15 protein-coding genes are annotated in these 18,361 nt (G+C 67.3%); 12 read left to right on the top strand and 3 right to left on the bottom strand.

Annotated elements, in window-relative coordinates; genetic code table 11:
* Positions 1-190: 190 nt before the first annotated feature.
* Entirely contained in the window at positions 191-1,489 is a 1,299-nt protein-coding gene (gene hemL / locus SOM61_RS04990) for a glutamate-1-semialdehyde 2,1-aminomutase (RefSeq protein WP_147933333.1), read from the bottom strand.
* A 48-nt stretch (positions 1,490-1,537) separates the two neighbouring features.
* On the bottom strand, positions 1,538-2,347 hold the full coding sequence (gene thiD / locus SOM61_RS04985) for a bifunctional hydroxymethylpyrimidine kinase/phosphomethylpyrimidine kinase (RefSeq protein WP_320473084.1): 810 nt from the start codon (positions 2,345-2,347) through the stop codon (positions 1,538-1,540).
* 98 nt (positions 2,348-2,445) lie between these two features.
* Between thiD and SOM61_RS04980 the strand changes: the two genes are divergently transcribed.
* The 6 genes from SOM61_RS04980 to SOM61_RS04955 all read left to right on the top strand — a co-directional run bounded on the left by SOM61_RS04980 (position 2,446) and on the right by SOM61_RS04955 (position 11,693).
* The gene (locus SOM61_RS04980) at positions 2,446-2,598 is read left to right on the top strand and encodes a rubredoxin (protein ID WP_123072063.1); all 153 of its coding nucleotides are present in this window, start codon (positions 2,446-2,448) and stop codon (positions 2,596-2,598) included.
* A gap of 163 nt (positions 2,599-2,761) precedes the next feature.
* Positions 2,762-3,157 carry a response regulator gene (locus tag SOM61_RS04975; protein ID WP_292031837.1) on the top strand — a complete coding sequence of 132 codons (396 nt, stop codon included), beginning with the start codon at positions 2,762-2,764 and terminating at the stop codon, positions 3,155-3,157.
* 25 nt (positions 3,158-3,182) lie between these two features.
* The gene (locus tag SOM61_RS04970) at positions 3,183-3,569 is read left to right on the top strand and encodes a response regulator (protein WP_320473083.1); all 387 of its coding nucleotides are present in this window, start codon (positions 3,183-3,185) and stop codon (positions 3,567-3,569) included.
* Positions 3,566-4,111, top strand: a complete 546-nt coding sequence (locus SOM61_RS04965) for a chemotaxis protein CheW (RefSeq protein WP_320473082.1) — start codon at positions 3,566-3,568, stop codon at positions 4,109-4,111. Before SOM61_RS04970 ends, SOM61_RS04965 begins: the two co-directional genes overlap by 4 nt.
* Positions 4,112-4,159: 48 nt before the next feature.
* Positions 4,160-6,427, top strand: a complete 2,268-nt coding sequence (locus SOM61_RS04960) for a methyl-accepting chemotaxis protein (RefSeq protein ID WP_320473081.1) — start codon at positions 4,160-4,162, stop codon at positions 6,425-6,427.
* A 7-nt stretch (positions 6,428-6,434) separates the two neighbouring features.
* Entirely contained in the window at positions 6,435-11,693 is a 5,259-nt protein-coding gene (locus tag SOM61_RS04955) for a hybrid sensor histidine kinase/response regulator (RefSeq protein WP_320473080.1), read from the top strand.
* A gap of 180 nt (positions 11,694-11,873) precedes the next feature.
* On the opposite strand, the gene SOM61_RS04950 is transcribed toward SOM61_RS04955, so the two are convergent.
* Positions 11,874-13,349: a cryptochrome/photolyase family protein gene (locus tag SOM61_RS04950; protein ID WP_320473079.1), complete on the bottom strand. Its 1,476-nt coding sequence runs from the start codon at positions 13,347-13,349 to the stop codon at positions 11,874-11,876.
* Between the two features lie 223 nt (positions 13,350-13,572).
* On the opposite strand from SOM61_RS04950, the gene SOM61_RS04945 reads away from it, so the two are divergent.
* From SOM61_RS04945 to SOM61_RS04920, 6 genes are read left to right on the top strand one after another with little or no spacing between them, the layout of a single operon-like run.
* Positions 13,573-14,196, top strand: a complete 624-nt coding sequence (locus tag SOM61_RS04945; protein ID WP_414674943.1) for a YqgE/AlgH family protein — start codon at positions 13,573-13,575, stop codon at positions 14,194-14,196.
* Positions 14,197-14,210: 14 nt separating this feature from the next.
* Positions 14,211-14,615: a Holliday junction resolvase RuvX gene (gene ruvX, locus SOM61_RS04940; protein WP_320473078.1), complete on the top strand. Its 405-nt coding sequence runs from the start codon at positions 14,211-14,213 to the stop codon at positions 14,613-14,615.
* A complete protein-coding gene (gene pyrR / locus SOM61_RS04935) occupies positions 14,602-15,132 on the top strand; it encodes a bifunctional pyr operon transcriptional regulator/uracil phosphoribosyltransferase PyrR (protein ID WP_320473077.1) in 531 nt (176 codons plus the stop codon). Before ruvX ends, pyrR begins: the two co-directional genes overlap by 14 nt.
* Positions 15,113-16,087 carry an aspartate carbamoyltransferase catalytic subunit gene (locus SOM61_RS04930; RefSeq protein ID WP_320473076.1) on the top strand — a complete coding sequence of 325 codons (975 nt, stop codon included), beginning with the start codon at positions 15,113-15,115 and terminating at the stop codon, positions 16,085-16,087. The genes pyrR and SOM61_RS04930 overlap by 20 nt, the downstream gene beginning before the upstream one ends.
* Positions 16,084-17,367, top strand: a complete 1,284-nt coding sequence (locus tag SOM61_RS04925) for a dihydroorotase (protein WP_320473075.1) — start codon at positions 16,084-16,086, stop codon at positions 17,365-17,367. The genes SOM61_RS04930 and SOM61_RS04925 overlap by 4 nt, the downstream gene beginning before the upstream one ends.
* A gap of 56 nt (positions 17,368-17,423) precedes the next feature.
* Positions 17,424-18,155, top strand: coding sequence for a lysophospholipid acyltransferase family protein (locus SOM61_RS04920; RefSeq protein WP_320473074.1), 732 nt, complete (start codon positions 17,424-17,426; stop codon positions 18,153-18,155).
* The last annotated feature ends 206 nt before the right edge of the window (positions 18,156-18,361 follow it).

Raw genomic sequence — 18,361 nt, 5'->3', positions numbered from 1 at the left:
CCCGCACCGGCATTATTCCTCTAACCGCTGAATCGTCATTCCCGCGCAGGCGGGAATCCAAGTCCTGTGCGCTGCCGCTACGATATGCCTAAGTGGCGGATCGAAAAAACTTAGGTTCCCGCCTGCGCGGGAACGACGTGTCCAGGCTAACAATCAAATAAACAGAACGGCATTGCGCCGTCCCCGATCTTCAGCCGATCCGCTTGAACACGCGCCGCGCCGCTTCGATCGTCTCGTCGATCACGGCGTCGTCGTGCTGGATCGACACGAACCCCGCTTCGAACATGGCCGGCGCGAAGTACACGCCTTCCTCCAGCATGCCGTGGAAGAAGCGGTTGAAGCGCTCCTTGTCGCCCGCCATCATCTCGCTATAGCTGCCGGGCACGTCCTTCGAGAAGTAGAAGCCGAACATGCCGCCCACCGAGTCGCCGCAGAAATCGATGCCGGCTTCCTGCGCAGCCGCCGTCAGGCCCGTCACCAGGCGGTCCGCCGTCGCCGTCAGCTGCTCGTAGAAGCCGTCTTCCTGGATCAGCTTCAGGGTGGTCATGCCGGCCGCCACTGCCACCGGATTGCCCGACAGCGTGCCGGCCTGGTACACCGGGCCGATCGGGGCCATCTTCTGCATCAGGTCCGCGCGCCCGCCGAAGGCCGCCACCGGCATGCCGCCGCCGATCACCTTGCCCAACGCGGTCAGGTCAGGGGTGATGCCGTACATTCCCTGGGCGCCTTCGAGGCCCACGCGGAAGCCGCACATCACCTCGTCGAAGATCAGCACCGCGCCATGTTCGGTACACAGTTCGCGCATGCGCTGCAGGAACTCCGGGGTGGCGCGGATCAGGTTCATATTGCCGGCCACCGGCTCCACGATCACGCAGGCGATGGTGTCGCCCATCGAGGCGAAGGCGTCTTCCAGCTGCGGCACGTTGTTATAGTCGAGCACCAGGGTGTGCTTCACAAAATCTTCCGGCACGCCGGCCGAGGTCGGGTTGCCGAAGGTGAGCAGGCCGCTGCCGGCTTTCACCAGCAGCGAGTCGGCGTGGCCGTGGTAGCAGCCTTCGAACTTGACGATCTTGTCGCGGCCGGTGGCGCCGCGCGCCAGGCGCAGCGCGCTCATGGTCGCCTCGGTGCCGGACGAAACCAGGCGCACCTGTTCGATCGACGGCAGCAGGCGGCAGATTTCCTCGGCGATCTCGATCTCGCCCTCGGTCGGCGCGCCGAACGAGAGACCATTCTCGGCCGCGGCCTGCACCGCCTTCACCACCTCAGGACGGGCGTGGCCGAGGATGGCCGGGCCCCAGGAACCGATGTAGTCGATGTAGCGCTTGCCGTCGGCGTCCCAGAAATGCGGGCCCTTGGCGCGCTCGATGAAGCGCGGGGTGCCGCCCACCGAGCGGAAGGCGCGCACCGGCGAATTGACGCCGCCAGGGGTCGACTGCTGGGCGCGGGCGAACAGGGTGTCGTTGCGCGAGGTGGTGTGTTCAGTGGTCATGATCGATGCTTCGTGAATGAAAAGAACCCGTCCGCGCGCTATGCGTGACTACGGACGGAAGAATTTACTGGGAATGAACTTGCCCATGCCGAAGCGCTGTGCATGCTCGAGCGCGCCGGTGGTGTATTCCTGCGCCAGGACCAGCGCCTGCGGCGCATCCATGCCGCGCGCCAGGCAGGCGGTGAAGGCAGCCGAATAGGTGTTGCCGGCGCCCAGGAAGGGGCCGGGCAGGTGCTGCCAGTCGACCCGCGCGACTTCGCCGCTGGCGTCGTACAGGCGGTTCGAGCAGGCGCCGTGTTCGTCGCGGCTGCCGGTCACCAGCACGTAATGCAGGCCGCTCGAGGTGAGCTCGGCCACGTCTTCCTCGAAGTCGCCGTCCTTGCCCTCGGCGCCATCGCGCCACAGTTCGGCCATGCGGCCCAGTTCGGACTGCGACAGGATCAGGGCGGTGGCCTGCGGCGCCAGGATCGAGCGCAGCGCGGACAGCATTTCCTCGTCGCCCAGGCCAGCGTCGGGCAGGGCCGACAGGAAGGGATCGAGGACCAGCGGCGCGTCCGGGTAGTCGGACACGATCTCGGCGATCGCGGCCAGGTGCAGGGCCGAGCCGACGGCGCCGACCTTGAAGGCGGCGATCGGCATGTCTTCCAGTAAGGTGCGCGCCTGCTCGGCCATCCAGTCGCTGTCGAGCTCGTACATATTCTCGATGCGTGCGCTGTCCGAGACCAGCAGGCCGGCGATGGCCGACAGCCCATGGCATCCAAGGGCGGCGAAGGCGGCGCAATCGGCCTGCACGCCGATGGCGCCGACGGGATCGCAGACACCGAAGCTCAGGATGAGGGGGAACGTTTGGTTTTGCACGTCGGGTAGATTAAGATGCCGGATTCCGATTCCACATTTTACTAGATACGAGGACCAATACTGTGAGTACCGAATCCACCGCGCCTTTCCAGACCTGGATGTGCCTGATTTGTGGCTGGGTCTACGACGAGGCTACCGGTTCGCCCGACGACGGCATCGCTCCCGGTACGCGCTGGGCCGACGTTCCGATGAACTGGACCTGCCCGGAGTGCGGCGCGCGCAAGGACGACTTCGAAATGACAATGATCTGAACTTCGATTCATGCAATAAAGATCACAATGTGATCAGCTTGATAATGGCATCTCGTCCACTCTCGGGATGCCATATTACGGGGTAGTTGACTCCCTGCAACACTTTGCGCACAAGAAAGATGCGCTGTGCTATCGTGGCGCTTCAAGCCGAAGTGAAACGAAAATGACGACATCGCCGCAATCCACGGCCCTGACCATCATGGTAATCGACGACAGCAGCACGATCCGCCGCTCCGCCGAGATTTTCCTGAACCAGGCCGGTTACCAGGTGGTGTTGGCCGACGACGGCTTTGACGCCCTGGCCAAGATCAACGACCATCATCCTGCGCTGGTGTTCTGCGACATCCTGATGCCGCGCCTGGATGGTTACCAGACCTGCGCCCTGATCAAGAAGAGCGCGCGTTTTCGCGCGACGCCGGTCCTGATGCTGTCGTCCAAGGATGGCCTGTTCGACCGCGCGCGTGGCGCGATGGTCGGCGCCAGCGCCTATCTCACCAAGCCATTCACCAAAGACAGCCTGCTGGCGGCCGTGCGCGAGCACGCCATGCCCCAGGCCTGACCTACCTACCGACCCGGAGCCGTAAGTGGCCATCAACAAGATCCTCATCGTCGACGACTCCCCGACCGAACGACTGTACCTGACCGACATCCTGGTGAAGAACGGCTTTGCCGTCAGCACCGCCGTGAATGGCGACGAAGCGATCGAGCGCATCCGCGCCGAACGCCCCGAACTGATCCTCATGGACGTGGTCATGCCGGGCGCCAACGGCTTCCAGGTCACGCGGGCCATCGCGCGCGACCCGGAGCTGGCGGCACTGCCGGTCATCATCTGCAGCAGCAAGAACCAGGAAACCGACCGCATCTGGGGCCTGCGCCAGGGCGCGAAGGACTACCTGGTCAAGCCGGTCGATCCCGAGCGCCTGCTGGCCAGCATCGCGGCCCTGGCGACCGCCGGCGGCGTGAGCGCATGACGGTCGCGGTGGGCGATGTCAACGAGAGTGAAGAGGGCGGCCGGCGCGATCCCGCGGCGCGCCGTACCCGCCTGCGCCTGTACCAGGAGCAGTTGCTGGAAAAGATGCAGGCGGCCAAAACCGGCGCCGGCGCCAGCGCCGGCCAATTGGGCCTGGCGATCGGCGCCACGCGCTACCTGGTCGACCTGCTCGAGGCCGGCGAGATCGTCGCACCCCCGCCCCTGACCGCCGTTCCGCTGACCCAGCCCTGGTACCTGGGCCTGGCCAATGTGCGCGGCAGCCTGCTGGGCGTTATCGACCTGGCGCGCTACCTGGGCGAGGAAGCAGCGCCCGATGGCCCCGCGACGCCGCGCCTGGTGGTGTTCGCACCGCATCTCGGCTTCAACTGCGCCTTGCTGGCCTCGAACGTCTACGGACTACGCCAGGCCAGCGTGATGGAGCGCGTGGGGGATGCCTTGCGCGACGCCGACGGCAACACCTGGACGCCGCTGTCGCTCGCGGCGCTGGTGCGGGAAGAACGCTTCCTGCAAGTCGCACGCTAGTCACAACCACAACCATATTCATCACTACAGCGGCAACAGGGAGTAGCAATGGGATTCGCTTCGAAACTGACCACGAATTTTTTCGCCAAGGACGATGCCGCCATTGATGCGGCCGCGCCAGGCGAGTCCCCGCAGGACGCCGACAGCGGCGGTTCGGCCGCCGCGGCCGCGCGCCGGCTCGGGGGCTTTCGCAGCCGCAGCGCGAGCGAGGCGCTGGCAGCGGAAAGCGCCGGCGACCTGCGCGCCGCGCCGATCGGCGTGCAGTTCCAGCCCGGCCGCCTGAACCTGCTGCTGGGCGTCTTCGTCGGCGGCGTGCTGCTGACCATGCTGGCGGCCTGGCAGAATTCGGCGCACGACGCGCGCCTGGCCGGCCAGAGCCAGGTGACCGGCGACGCCGTGATGCACTCCCAGCGTTTCGCCAAGGCGGCGCCGATCGCGCTGCGCGGCGATGCCGCCGCCTTCGACCAGCTCGAAGACAGCCGCACCCAGCTGGGCCGCGAACTGGACCTGCTGGCGCGCGGCGGCCAGTCGCCGACCGGCCGCATCCCGGCCGCCAGCGGCCAGCGCGCCGACGACCTGCAAAAGGCGATCGTGCTGTGGAACGCCTCGTCCAAGGCGGCCGCCAGCATCATCGCCAACAAGCGCAACCTGCTGGCCTTCGGCGTCAGCCTGCGCCAGTATGAAGAGGTGGGGCCAGAGTTAACCGCGATCGCCGAGCGTCTGCAAAGGGACGAGTCGAGCGACGCCCGGCGCCAGGTGGCGGCGCTGAGCATGCAGTCGCTCGCCCAGCGCCTGTCGGCCGGCACCCAGACCTTCACCACCCCGGGCTCGGCCCAGAACGCGGTGACCTACATCATGGGCGACATCGAGTCGCTGCGCGCGATCGTCGACGGCCTGCTCGACGGCGGCGGCAAGCTGGGCCTGGCGCCGCTGACCGACCTCGAACAGCGCATGCGCCTGGCGCGCACCCGCGACAGCTTCGACGAATACGTCAAGACCATCACCCCGCTGCTGGGCAATCTCACCAACTACGCCAGTGCGCGCGCCGCCGAGCGCGTGATCTCGCGCGACAGCGAACAGCTGCGCGTCATGCTGGCCAAGCTGCACGGCGACTACCAACGCGACCAGGCCGGCACCAGCGGCTGGTTCTGGCTGACGGTCGTCGCCGCCCTGTTCACCCTTGTCGCGGCGCTGGCCATCTCGCGCGCCATGCTGAACGATGCCGCCGCCCGTGCGCGCGCCGCCGAGGAACGCCGCCGCGAAGCGGAAGCGATGCGCCAGCTGGCCCAGGCCAAGGAAGAAGAAGCCAAGGCCACCAACGACCAGAACCAGGCCGCGATTTTGCGCCTGATGAACGAGCTGCAAGAGGTGGCCGACGGCGACCTGACGGTGCAGGCCACGGTGTCGGAAGACATCACCGGCGCGATCGCCGACTCGGTCAACTACACGGTCGAGGAATTGCGCGAGCTGGTGGTGCGTGTCATCAAGACTTCGGAACAGGTGGCGCGCGCTTCGAACGGCGCGCAGCAGGTCTCGACCGAGCTGCTGGGCGCGGCCGAACGGCAGTCGAGCGAGATCCAGGAAGCGTCCAGCACCACCATACGCCTGGCCGGCCTGATCACCGACGTGTCGCGCTCGGCCTTCGAGTCGGCCAATGTGGCGCGCCAGTCGGTGGCGGCGGCGGAGCAGGGCGCAACCGCGGTGCAGAACGCGATTCGCGGCATGCAGGAAATCCGCGACCAGATCCAGGAAACCTCGAAGCGCATCAAGCGCCTGGGCGAATCCTCGCAAGAGATCGGCGAGATCACCGAGCTGATCTCGGACATTACCGAGCAGACCAACGTGCTGGCGCTGAACGCCGCGATCCAGGCCGCATCGGCCGGCGAGGCCGGTCGCGGCTTTTCGGTGGTGGCCGAAGAGGTGCAGCGCCTGGCGGAACGCTCGGGCGAGGCGGCCAAGCAGATCGGCGCGCTGGTGCGCACCATCCAGACCGACACCCACGACGCGGTGGCCGCCATGGAAAAATCGACCCAGGGTGTGGTCGAGGGCGCGCGCCTGTCGGACGCCGCCGGCGCCGCGCTGTCGGACATCTCGCGCGTGTCGAACCGCCTGGGTGAACTGATCGGCGACATGTCGCACGCCACCGAGCGCCAGGCCACCAAGGCCACCGGCGTGGCCGACAAGATGCAGGAGATTCTCTCCATGACCGAACATGCCCAGCAGGGTACCCGCCAGACCGCGCAGTCGATTCATGAACTGGCCACCCTGGCCCAGGAGCTCAAGGATTCGGTGTCGCGCTTCCGCGTGGTATCCTGAGCGGCCCATGGCTACCCCGATCCCGACCTTGCAACGTTCCAGCTTCGACACCGGCCCGCTGTCCTGGGTCATCGGCGAAATCCGCGACGCCCTTGCGCGCGCGGCCACCGCCTTGCGCGAGGCCGCCGGGCGTTCGCCGGAGGCCCAGCCTACCCTGCTGCTGCACGCCAAGACCCACCTGCACCAGGCGCACGGCGCCCTGCAGCTGGTCGACGTCGAGGGTGTCGGGGTCTACACCGGCGCGGCCGAGGCGGTGCTCGATGGCTTCAAGAATGGGGAACTGCCATGCACCGTGGATAGCGTGCAGGTGGTGCTGGACGCCTTCGGGGCGCTCGGCGAATACCTCGACGAACTGCTGGCCGGCATGCCGCAACAGCCGGCGCGCCTGTTCCCGTATTACCGCGACATGGTCGAACGCCAGGGCGAGCGCAAGGTGCATCCATCCGACCTGATGCCGCTCGACCTGTCGGTGCTGCCCGGGTTGCCGGCGCCGGAGGGTGACGACCAGGTCGATATCGCGGCCTGCCGTGGCCGATTCGAAAAAGCCTTGTTGCCCTACCTGAAGGCCGAGGACGACGCCGGGCGAAAGAATCCCGCCGCCGACCTGGTGGCCGCGATCGCGCCGATCGCAGCGACGCAAGCCGAAGGGCGCGCGCGCCTGTTCTGGCAGGCGATGCATGCCTGCGCCACCGTGGTGGCCGACGGCCAGGTCGAGAGCGATCTCTACATCAAGCAGCTGTTCGGCCAGGTCAACCTGCAATTGCGGCGCCTGGTCAAGGGCGAGACGGACGCGCCGGAAGCGATGCTGCGCGACGCGCTGTTCTTCATCGCCGCCGCGCGCGAACCGGGACCGGAGGCGCGCGCGCTGCGCCAGGCCCTGGGCCTGGATGGCGCCGTGCCGCCCGACTATGCCGAGCGCCGCTACGGCAAGCTCGACCCGCAAGCCCTGCAAGAGGCGCGCGAAGCGCTGGCACGCACCAAGTCGGACTGGGACCGCATCGCCGGCGAGGGCAAGCCCGACGCCCAGGTGGAGAGCGACTTCAACGACGCGCTGGCACGCCTGGCCGGCGCCAGCGAAAAGCTGGGCGCCCCCGCGCTGGCCCAGCTGCTGCGCGAACTGGGCCGCGCAGCCAGCGACTCGGTGCAGTCGGGCCGCGACGACCAGTTCGGGCTCGAGATGGCGGCCGCCATGCTGTTCGTCGAGAACGGCCTGGACCAGCTGCGCCAGCTGCCCGACGATTTCTCCGAGAATGCCGAAGCCGTCGGCGCGCGCCTGCTGGCGCTGGCCGCCGGTGAGACGCCACCCGACGCCCCGCACTGGCAAGGCGAGCTGGCGCGCCAGATCCAGCAGGGCCAGACCGTGGCCGTGCTGGCGAACGAAGTCAAGGCAGGCCTGCGCCAGATCGAGAAGCTGCTCGACGATTACTACGACGACCCCTCGAAACGCCAGGTACTCGGGCAGGCGGCGCCTATCCTGCACCAGCTGCAGGGAGCGTTCGCCATCCTCGACCAGGACCAGGCGGTGCTGGCCGTGCGCCACGTCGAGGAAGCGGTGCGGGCCTTGGCCGCCAGTGAGGCCGACGTGACCGACCAGCACGCGTCGCTCCACAACATCGCCCAGAACATCGGCGCGCTCGGCTTCTTCGCCGACCTGCTGGCCCAGGACAGCGAGGCCGCGCGCGGCCGCTTTACCTTCGACCTCGACAAGCTGCTGCTGCGCGAGCTGCCGTTCGAGTTCGTCGAGGCTCCGGCCGAAGCTGAGCCGGTGGCTGAACCGGCGAAGGAGATCGCGTACGGTGTCGACGCCGAACTGCTCGGCATCTTCATCGCCGAAGCGCAGGAAGTGCTGGCCTTCGTGGTCGAAACGCTGCCGCGCGCGGCCGACGAGCCGTCCAACCAGGAAATCCTGACCCAGCTGCGCCGCGCCTTCCATACGCTCAAGGGCAGCAGCCGCATGGTGGACCTGGAGGCCTTCGCTGCCACCGCCGCCGCCATCGAACGCGTGATGAACGTGTGGCTGGCCGACGGCCGTTCGGCCACCGCCGACCTGCTGGCCCTGCTGGCCCATGCCTATGCCGAACTCGATGCCTGGGTGGCCGAGCTGGCCGCCGGCCGCACGCCCGACCGCGATGGGGCGGCGCTGATCGAGGCTGCCGGAAGGGTGCAGGAGGGCGGGCCGTTCGAGCCACTGACCGAAGAGCCATTGGTGCTGGACGACATCATCGAAGCGCCGGCGCTCGACGACATTCCGCTGCTCGACGAACCCCTGGAGATGCAGGGCGACGATGGCGTGAAGCGCGTCGGCGACCTGGCCATCCCGCAGGCGCTGCACGACGTCTACCTGGGTGAAACCGAGACGCTGTGCGCCACCCTCGAACAAGGCTTCGACGCGCTGCGCCGCGGCCTGGACAAGCAGGTGGTGCAGGACGCGGTGATGGCGGCGCATACCTTGTCCGGCACCTCGGCCACGGTCGGCTACGGTGCCCTGCGCGACCTCGCGCACGAGCTGGAGACGACGCTCGAGAAGCTGGCGGCGCCGGGCACGAAGCTCGAGGACTCCCAGTTCGAGCTGTTCGATGCGACCCTGTCGCGCATGCGCACCATGCTGCAGGTGTTCACCCTGGGCGAGCTGGCCCCCGGCCAGCCCGACCTGGTGGAACAGCTGGCGACGCTGCGCGAGCGCCTGGCCAGCCAGCAGGCGGCCGCCTTGTATGGCGAGGCCGATCCGGCCCTGGCCAGCCAGCTCGACGCGCTGTTCGCGGCCGCCTACGAGCAGTTGCTGGCCGCGCCGCCCGCATTCGAAGCGCGCCAGGCGCCAGAGGCCGCGCCGAAGACGGCCGTGACCGACGATATCGACGACCTGTTCGATTCTTTCCTCGACGATACCTTCGCCGCACCGGAACTTGATCAGGCAGCTCCGCAGGGGCAGGAAGCCGCGCCGGATGCCGCGCGGGCAGCCGATTTCGTGGCCGTCACCCCTGACGAAGCGGTGCTGGCCGAAGCGGTGCCGGAGGCCGAACCTGAACTTGAGTCGGAGCCCGAGCCCGAACTGGTCGGCGCCAGCTATGCCGACGAGATCGACCCGGATCTGCTGCCGGTATTCCTGGAAGAGGCTGCGGACCTGTTGCCGCGCATCGGCCACGACCTGCGCCAGTGGCACTCGGCGCCGACCAATACCACGATCGCGCAGGGCATGCAGCGCGACCTGCACACGGTCAAGGGCAGCGCGCGCATGGCCGGCGCGATGCGCCTGGGCCAGCACGCGCACGAGCTGGAAACCCAGATCGAGAACATGGTCCACGCCGGCACGTCCACCTTGCCGGCCACTGCCTTCGACGAGCTGCTGGCCAACTACGACGCGGCGATGCTGCTGTTCGAGGCGTTGCAGCAACCGGCCCAGGCAGAAGCCGCACCGGAGCAGGCGCAAGCGCACACACCGGCGCCGGCCGAGCCGGTCCGTTCGCCGCTGGTGCGGGTGCGCGCCGACATCCTCGACCGCGTGGTGAACCAGGCCGGCGAGGTATCGATCACGCGCTCGCGCTTGGAAAACCAGATGGGCGCGCTCAAGGGTTCGCTGGGTGACTTCTCGGACAACGTGGCGCGCCTGCGGCGCCAGCTGCGCGAGATCGAGATGCAGGCCGAATCGCAGATCGCATCAAAGCTGTCGATCTCGGGCGAGCGCGAATTCGATCCGCTCGAATTCGACCGCTTCACGCGCCTGCAGGAACTGACGCGCATGCTGGCCGAGAGCGTCGACGATGTCGCCTCGTTCCAGGAAAGTCTGGCGCGCACGGTCGACGGCGCCAACGAGGAACTGGCCAGCCAGGCGCGCATGACGCGCGACCTGCAGCGCGACCTGATGCGGGTGCGCATGGTGCCGTTCGCGAGCCTGTCGGAACGCCTGTTCCGCGTCGCGCGCCAGACCGCCAAGGAAACCGACAAGCGCGTCAACCTCGATATCCGCGGCGGCGCCGTGGAGATCGACCGCGGCGTGCTGGAACAGATGGCCGCGCCCTTCGAACACCTGCTGAGGAATGCGATCGTGCACGGCATCGAGCCGCGCGCGGCGCGCCAGGGAGCGGGCAAGGCGGAGACGGGAGAACTGCTGGTGCAGGTCAGCCAGCACGGCAACGAAGTCATGATCGTGTTCGGCGACGACGGCGCCGGTCTGGACCTGGAGCGCATCCGCGCCAAGGCGCAGGCCAACGGTCTGCTGGCCGACGGCGAAGACGCGTCCGACCAGGACGTGACGGACCTGATCTTCGAACCGGGCTTCTCGACGGCGGACACGCTGACCGAGCTGGCCGGCCGCGGCGTCGGCATGGACGTGGTGCGCTCCGAAGCCCAGGCGCTGGGCGGACGGGTGGCGGTGACGTCCGAGCCGGGGCAGGGCGCGCAATTCACGATCACGCTGCCGCTGACACTCGCTGTCGCCCAGGTCGTGCTGGTGACGGCCGGCGGGCGCACGCATGCGGTGCCGTCGACCCTGGTCGAGCGGGTGGAGCAGGTGCGCGCGCTGGATCTGGCGGCGGCGATCGAGGCCGGCCATATTTCCCTGGCCGGCGCGACGCTGGCGCTGCACGCCTTGCCCGGCCTGCTGGGCGAGGACGAGGACGAGGACGAGGACGAGCGCACCGCGAACCAGCGCTCGACACCGGTGCTGGTGCTGAACGGCGGCGCCAGCCGCATCGCGCTGCGCGTGGACGAGGTGCTGGGCAACCGCGAGGTGGTGGTCAAGCACATCGGCCCGCAGCTGTCGAGGGTGCCGGGCATCGCCGGCGCGACGGTGCTGGGGTCGGGCGAGATCGTCCTGATCCTCGATCCGCTGGCGCTGGCGCAGCAGCCGCAGGCTGCCGCGCAGGTGAAGACGGAAGTGGCGCGCCAGGTGCGGCGCCCGACCGTGATGGTGGTCGACGACTCGCTCACGGTGCGCCGCGTGACCCAGCGCCTGCTGGAGCGCGAAGGCTATCGCGTGCAGCTGGCCAAGGACGGCGTCGAGGCCCTCGAACTCATTGCGCAGGGCGCGCCCGACCTGATGCTGGTCGATATCGAGATGCCGCGCATGGACGGTTACGATCTGACGCGCAATGTGCGTGGCAACGAGGCCACCAGGGACATCCCGATCATCATGATCACCTCGCGCACGGCGGACAAGCACCGCAATGTGGCGCTGGGGCTGGGGGTGAATGCTTATTACGGCAAGCCGTATCAGGAGTCGGTGCTGTTGGCGGCGATTGAGGGGTTGTTGAATCGCGACGGGGCGTGATGTGGTGGCTGGGTGACGGACTTAGGTTCCCGCCTTCGCGGGAACGACGTGCGACGGCAGCAGGTGAAAGCACGCCGCCTGGTCGTTTGTACTGCCAACCTTAAGACCGTCGTTCCCGCGCAGGCGGGAACACTGCCACTGGCAGTGTTCCCCCCAAGTCAACACACCCAGCCACCACCATCAATCGTCACCCGCATCCCCCTCAACACCAACCGTCTTCTTCACCACCGCAAACCGCTCCAGCGTGCGCCTGCGCGCCGCGTCGTGGTCCACGACCGGCGCCGGATAATCCTGGCCCAGCACCACGCCGCGCTCGGCCAGCGCTTCCGGCTTGACCAGCCAGGGCGCGTGGATCTGCTTCGCATCCAGCTTCGCCAGTTGCGGCAGGTAGCGCCGGATGAATTCCCCGCGCGCGTCGAAGCGTGTCGATTGCGTCACCGGATTGAAGATCCTGAACCAGGGCTGGGCATCGCAGCCGGTCGACGCCGCCCATTGCCAGCCACCGTTGTTCGAGGCCAGCTCGTAGTCGTTCAGCGTCAGGGCGAAATAGGATTCTCCGCGCCGCCAATCGATGCCGAGGTCCTTGGTGAGAAAACTGGCCGTCACCATGCGCAGCCGGTTGTGCATGAAGCCGGTCGTGTTCAGCTGCACCATGGCCGCATCGACCAGCGGATAACCGGTGCGGCCCTCGCACCAGGCCGTGAACAGCGCATCGGCGTCCGGGCCAATGTCCCACTGCACCGCGTCGAAGGCCGGCTTGAAGGAGCGCTCGACCACGTGCGGGTTCTGGGACAGCACCATCGCATAGAAGTCGCGCCAGATGAGTTCTGACAGCCATACCGAGGCGCCAGTGCCGCCCGCGCCCGACAGCATCAATTGCTGGGCCGTGCGCACCAGGTGGCGGATCGAGGTGGTGCCGAAACGCAGATGGGTCGACAGCCGCGACGTGCCATCCTCGGCCGGGAAGTCGCGCGCGCGGCAGTAGTCGGCGATGTCTTCCACGAAGGCCTCGAACAAGGCTTCGGCCCCTTCCATCCCGGCCGGCAGCGGCGGTTCGCCGGCCTCGAAGCCGATGTCTTCCAGCGCAGGCAGGGCGGACGGTGCGGCGGGCGGCGCGAACGCATGCGCATAGGCATCGACCGGATATGCCGCCAGCGTCTCGGGACGCGCCGCCAGCCGCTTGAGCCAGGCGTTCTTGTAGGGCGTAAACACCGAGTACGATTGCCCCGCCAGGGTCAGCACTTCATCCTTCTCGAAGATGACCTGGTCCTTGTACGAGTGAAAGGCGCGGCCTTGCGCCGCCAGCTGCTGCGCCACTTCGGTGTCGCGCGCGATCGCTGCCGGTTCATAGTCGGTACAGGTATGCACCGCATCCACGCCGAGTTCATTCGCCAGCGCATGAACCTCATCCCGGGCGCTGCCATGGCGCACGATGAGGTAGCCTCCAAGACGTCGCAATTCCTCATCCAGGCTGGCCAGGGTGGCGTGAATGAAACGCAGGCGCCGATCGTCGCGCGACAAGCCGTCGAGGATGTCGGTGTCATACACGAAGACACAGAACACCTGTTGTGAACAGCGCAAGGCGTGGTGCAGCGCGGCGTGGTCGAATGCGCGCAGATCGCGCCGGAACCAGACTAAAGACTTGCTCAAATTCATCATTGTGTGCAGGGTCAAGGCGGGAGCAGATTTTACTGTCTAGGATCGGATCGTGGTGTGTGCGTCGTGATGGTTCCGAGGGTCCTGCGGCCAAATGGGTGTAAACTAGGGAAAAGCGTAACGTTGTGCTGCAGAACGTTGGCAGTCGATCATGTATTAACGCAAGAGTGCGCCTTTTGAGAGTATCCGTATGAAAAAAACCAAAGTTGGCAAAACTCTACCGATGCCGGGCATGCCCCGGGAGCAGGATGAATCGCTCGCCAAGGCCGGTCCGGCAGCATCTGGGCTTAATCTTGCGAATCATTTCCTGATCGCCATGCCATCGATCCAGGACCCGATCTTCGGCGGCACTGTCGTCTATGTTTGCGAGCACAACGACAAGGGCGTGCTGGGCGTGGTCATCAACAAGCCGACCGATATGACGATGGAAACGCTGTTCGACCGCGTCGACCTGAAGCTGGCCGAAGGCCTGCGCGCGACCGTGGTCGACGAGCCGATCATGTTCGGCGGGCCGGTCCAGGACGACCGCGGCTTCGTGCTGCACTCGCCGGGCGGACGCTATTCCTCGTCCCTCAACGTCACCGACGACGTCGCCTTCACGACCTCGATCGACGTGCTCGAAGCCGTCGCCAGCGGCGGCGGCCCCGCGCGCATGCTGGTCTCGATCGGCTACGCCGGCTGGAGCCCCGGCCAGCTCGAAGAAGAACTTTCGCGCAACGGCTGGCTGACGGTGGGCGCCGACGCGCGCGTGCTGTTCGACCTGCCGATCGAGGAACGCTACAACGCCGCCATCAAACTGCTGGGGATCGATCCCTTCATGCTCGCCACCGAAGCCGGCCATGCTTGACCTGACGTACCAGCATGGTTGACATCGTTCTTGGCTTCGACTTTGGCGTCAAGCGGATCGGCATCGCCATGGGCAACACCCTGACCGGGCAGGCTCAGCCGCTGCGCGTCATTGCCGCCATCGACAACGCCACCCGCTTCAAGATCATCGGCGAGCTGATCGCCGAGTGGTCGCCGGCGCGCCTGGTGGTGGGCGAGCCGCGCCATCCCGATGGCGCCGAGCACGACATGACCCTGCGCAGCCGCCGCTTCGCCAATCAATTGCATGGCCGCTTCAACCTGCCGGTCGAGCTGGTCGACGAGCGCTATTCGTCGGCCGTGATCGCGTCCAAGCGCGGCGACGTCATCGACGACAAGGCGGCCGCCATCATTCTGCAACAATACTTTGACGCATTTTCCCCACCTAATGCCAACTTCTAACCTCAACCTCGACGCCGAAGCGCTCTATCGCGAGCTGCTGGGCCAGGTCCGCGCGGGCCTGGACGGCGTGTCCGATGCCGCGGTCGTCGGCATCCATTCCGGCGGCGCCTGGCTGGCCGAACGCCTGGCGCGCGACCTCGACCTCACCGCCCGCCTGGGCTCGATCGACGTGTCGTTCTACCGCGACGACTATGCGCGCAAGGGCCTGCACCCTGACGTGAAGCCGACCCACATCCGCTTCGCCGTCGACGGCGCCACGGTGGTGCTGGTCGACGACGTGCTGCAGACCGGCCGCACCACGCGCGCCGCGATCAATGTGCTGTTCGACTACGGCCGGCCAAGCTGCATCAAACTGGCCGCGCTGGCCGACCGCGGCGGGCGCGAGCTGCCGGTGGCGGCCGATTTCGTCGGCACCCGCGTGTCGCTCGCGGCAAACCAGTCGCTGTGCCTGCAGCGCGACGAAACAGGCCAACTCTCGCTGACCATCGAAGAAGACAATGCCGACCCTGCACAATAATCCGCAACTGAACAAGAACGGCGAGCTGCAACACCTGCTCACCATCGAGGGACTCAAGAAGTCGCACATCGACCACATCCTCGACACCGCATCGAGCTTCGTCGGCATCTCCGACCGCGAAGTCAAGAAGGTCCCGCTCATGCGCGGCAAGAGCGTGTTCAACCTGTTCTTCGAAAACTCGACGCGCACCCGCACCACCTTCGAGATCGCCTCGAAGCGCCTGTCGGCCGACGTCATCAACCTGAACATCCAGGCCTCGTCGACCACCAAGGGCGAGTCGCTGCTCGACACCATCGACAACCTGGCCGCGATGCACGCCGATATGTTCGTGGTGCGCCACGCGCAATCGGGCGCGCCCTACATGATCGCCCAGCACCTGAACCGTACCCGCTCCGATGTGCACGTGGTCAACGCCGGCGACGGCCGCCACGCCCACCCGACCCAGGGCCTGCTGGACATGTACACGATCCGGCACTACAAGAAAGATTTTACGAACCTGCGCGTGGCCATCGTCGGCGACATCCTGCACAGCCGCGTGGCGCGCTCGGACATCCACGCGCTGACCACGCTGGGCGTGCCCGAAGTGCGCGCCATCGGCCCGCACACGCTGCTGCCGGGTGGTCTAGACCAGATGGGTGTTCGTACCTTCACGGACATGGATGAAGGACTAAAAGATGTCGACGTCATCATCATGCTGCGCCTGCAGAACGAGCGCATGAGCGGCGCGCTGCTACCTTCGGCACAGGAATACTTCAAGAGCTATGGCCTGACGCCGGAGCGCCTGGCGCTGGCGAAACCGGACGCGATCGTGATGCACCCGGGCCCGATGAACCGCGGCGTCGAGATCGACTCGGCGGTGGCGGACGGCGCCCAGGCGGTGATCCTGCCGCAGGTGACTTTCGGGATCGCGGTACGGATGGCGGTGATGAGCATTTTGGCAGGAACCCACGCATGAAACTTCATATCAAGAACGGGCGAGTGATCGACCCGGCGAACGGCATCGACGCAGCGCAAGACCTGTTCATCGTCGACGGCAAGATCGCGGCCCTCGGTACTGCGCCGCAAGGCTTCACCGCCGACCAGACCATCGATGCGGCGGGCCTGGTGGTCGCCCCCGGCCTGGTCGACCTGTCGGCGCGCCTGCGCGAGCCGGGCTACGAATACAAGGCCACGCTCGAGTCCGAATTGCAGGCTGCGATGCAGGGCGGCGTGACCACGCTGGTGTGCCCGCCCGACACCGATCCGGTGCTCGACGAGCCTGGCCTGGTAGAGATGCTCAAGCACCGCGCGCGCATGCTCGACCAGGCCAATGTGCACCCGCTGGGCGCGCTGACCGTGGGCCTGAAGGGCCAGGCGCTGACCGAGATGGCGGAATTGACCGAGGCCGGCTGCATCGGCTTCGCCCAGGCCGAGGAACCGGTCCTGGACACGGTCGTGCTGCTGCGCGCCATGCAGTACGCCAAGACCTTCGGCTATACCGTGTGGCTGCGTCCGCAAGACGCCCACATCGGCCGCGGCGGCGTGGCCCACAGCGGCCCGCTGGCGTCGCGCCTGGGCCTGTCGGGCGTGCCGGTGATGTCCGAGACCATCGCACTGCACACGATCTTCGAACTGATGCGCGCCACCGGCGCACGCGTGCACCTGTGCCGCATCTCGTCCGCCGCCGGCCTGGAGCTGATCCGCGCCGCCAAGAAAGAAGGCCTGGACGTCAGCGCCGACGTCGGCGTGCACCACCTGCACATGACCGACGCCGACATCGGCTTCTTCGATTCCAACGCGCGCCTGACCCCGCCGCTGCGCTCGCAGCGCGACCGCGATGCAATTCGCGCGGCGGTGCTGGACGGCACCGTGGACGCGGTCTGCTCCGACCACACCCCGGTCGACGACGACGAGAAGCTGCTGCCGTTCGGCGAAGCCTCGCCCGGCGCTACCGGCCTGGAACTGCTGCTCAGCCTCACGCTCAAGTGGGCTCAAGACCAGCAGGATGCTGACAAGGCGCTGGCCCTGGCGCTCAGCCGCATCACCAGCGACGCCGCCCGCATCGCCAGGCTGCCGGCCGGCACCCTGGGCATCGGCGCCGCGGCCGACGTGGTGCTGTTCGATCCAAACGCGCGCTGGAAGGTGGAGGGCAAGACCCTGGCCAGCCAGGGCAAGCACACGCCTTTCCTCGGCTATGAACTGGCCGGCCAGGTCAAGGCCACCATCGTGCGCGGCCGCGTGGCGTACCAGCGCTGATTCACACCGGACGGCAAGGCTCGCATGAAGCTGCCGTCCTTCGCTCCTTTCGCATCTTGAAAATTCGCCTTGCCTGGCGCCTCGCGCGCGTCGTCGTCCACCTGTGCGAGGGCCTGGCGACCTGCGCGCTGGTGTTTCCCTTCGCTTCGTCCCCGCTGCGCATGCGCCTGACGCGCGGCTGGTCGCGCCGCCTGCTGCGCCTGTGCCGGGTCGAGGTCGAGCATCGCGGCGGCGTCCCGGCGCTGGAGCACGCGCTGGTCGTCGCCAACCACGTGTCCTGGCTCGACATCTTCGTCATCAACGCCCTCGATCCCTGCCGCTTCGTGGCCAAGGCCGAGATCCGTTCGTGGCCGGTGATGGGCTGGCTGGCGGCCGGCGCCGGCACCGTGTTCATCTCGCGCGGCAACCGGCGCGAGCTGCGCCACGTGTTCAAGGGACTGGTCGAGGTGCTGCAAAAAGGGGAACGGGTCGCCCTGTTCCCGGAAGGGACCACCGGCCTGCAGGGCGGGGTGCTGCCCTTCCACGCCAACCTGTTCGAGGCCGCGATCGACGCCGGCGTGCCGGTGCAGCCGTATGCGCTGGCCTATATCGACGCCGCCGGCCGGCATCATCCGTCGATCGAGTACATCGGCGACACCAGCTTCGTCGACAGCCTGTTCAGGATCCTGCAGGGCCCGCCGGTAACGGCGCGCCTGGCCTGCCTGGCGCCGCTCGAGAGCGTCGGCGCGCACCGGCGCGAACTGGCGCTGGCGGCGCAGGAGGCGGTGGGGGCGGCAGTGGCGCGGTAAGCCCCGCTGCAGTCGCATTCCGCCGTCGTTCCCGCCCTCGCCGGGCGCCTTGGCGGGAACCCAATCCATCAGCATACCAACCACGCGAGCGATATTGGCTGCGCACGCACACTTGGGTTCCCGCCTTCGCGCACTGGTGTCCGGAATAATTTCGGGCGCTTGAATAAGCCCGCTTCATAGGAAAAACCACGTCGTTCCCGCGGAGG

This window comes from Massilia sp. CFBP9012, assembly GCF_034045115.1.
In the GTDB taxonomy this organism is placed as follows: Bacteria; Pseudomonadota; Gammaproteobacteria; order Burkholderiales; family Burkholderiaceae_D; genus Telluria.
This window is presented reverse-complemented; position numbering and strand designations above follow the sequence as displayed.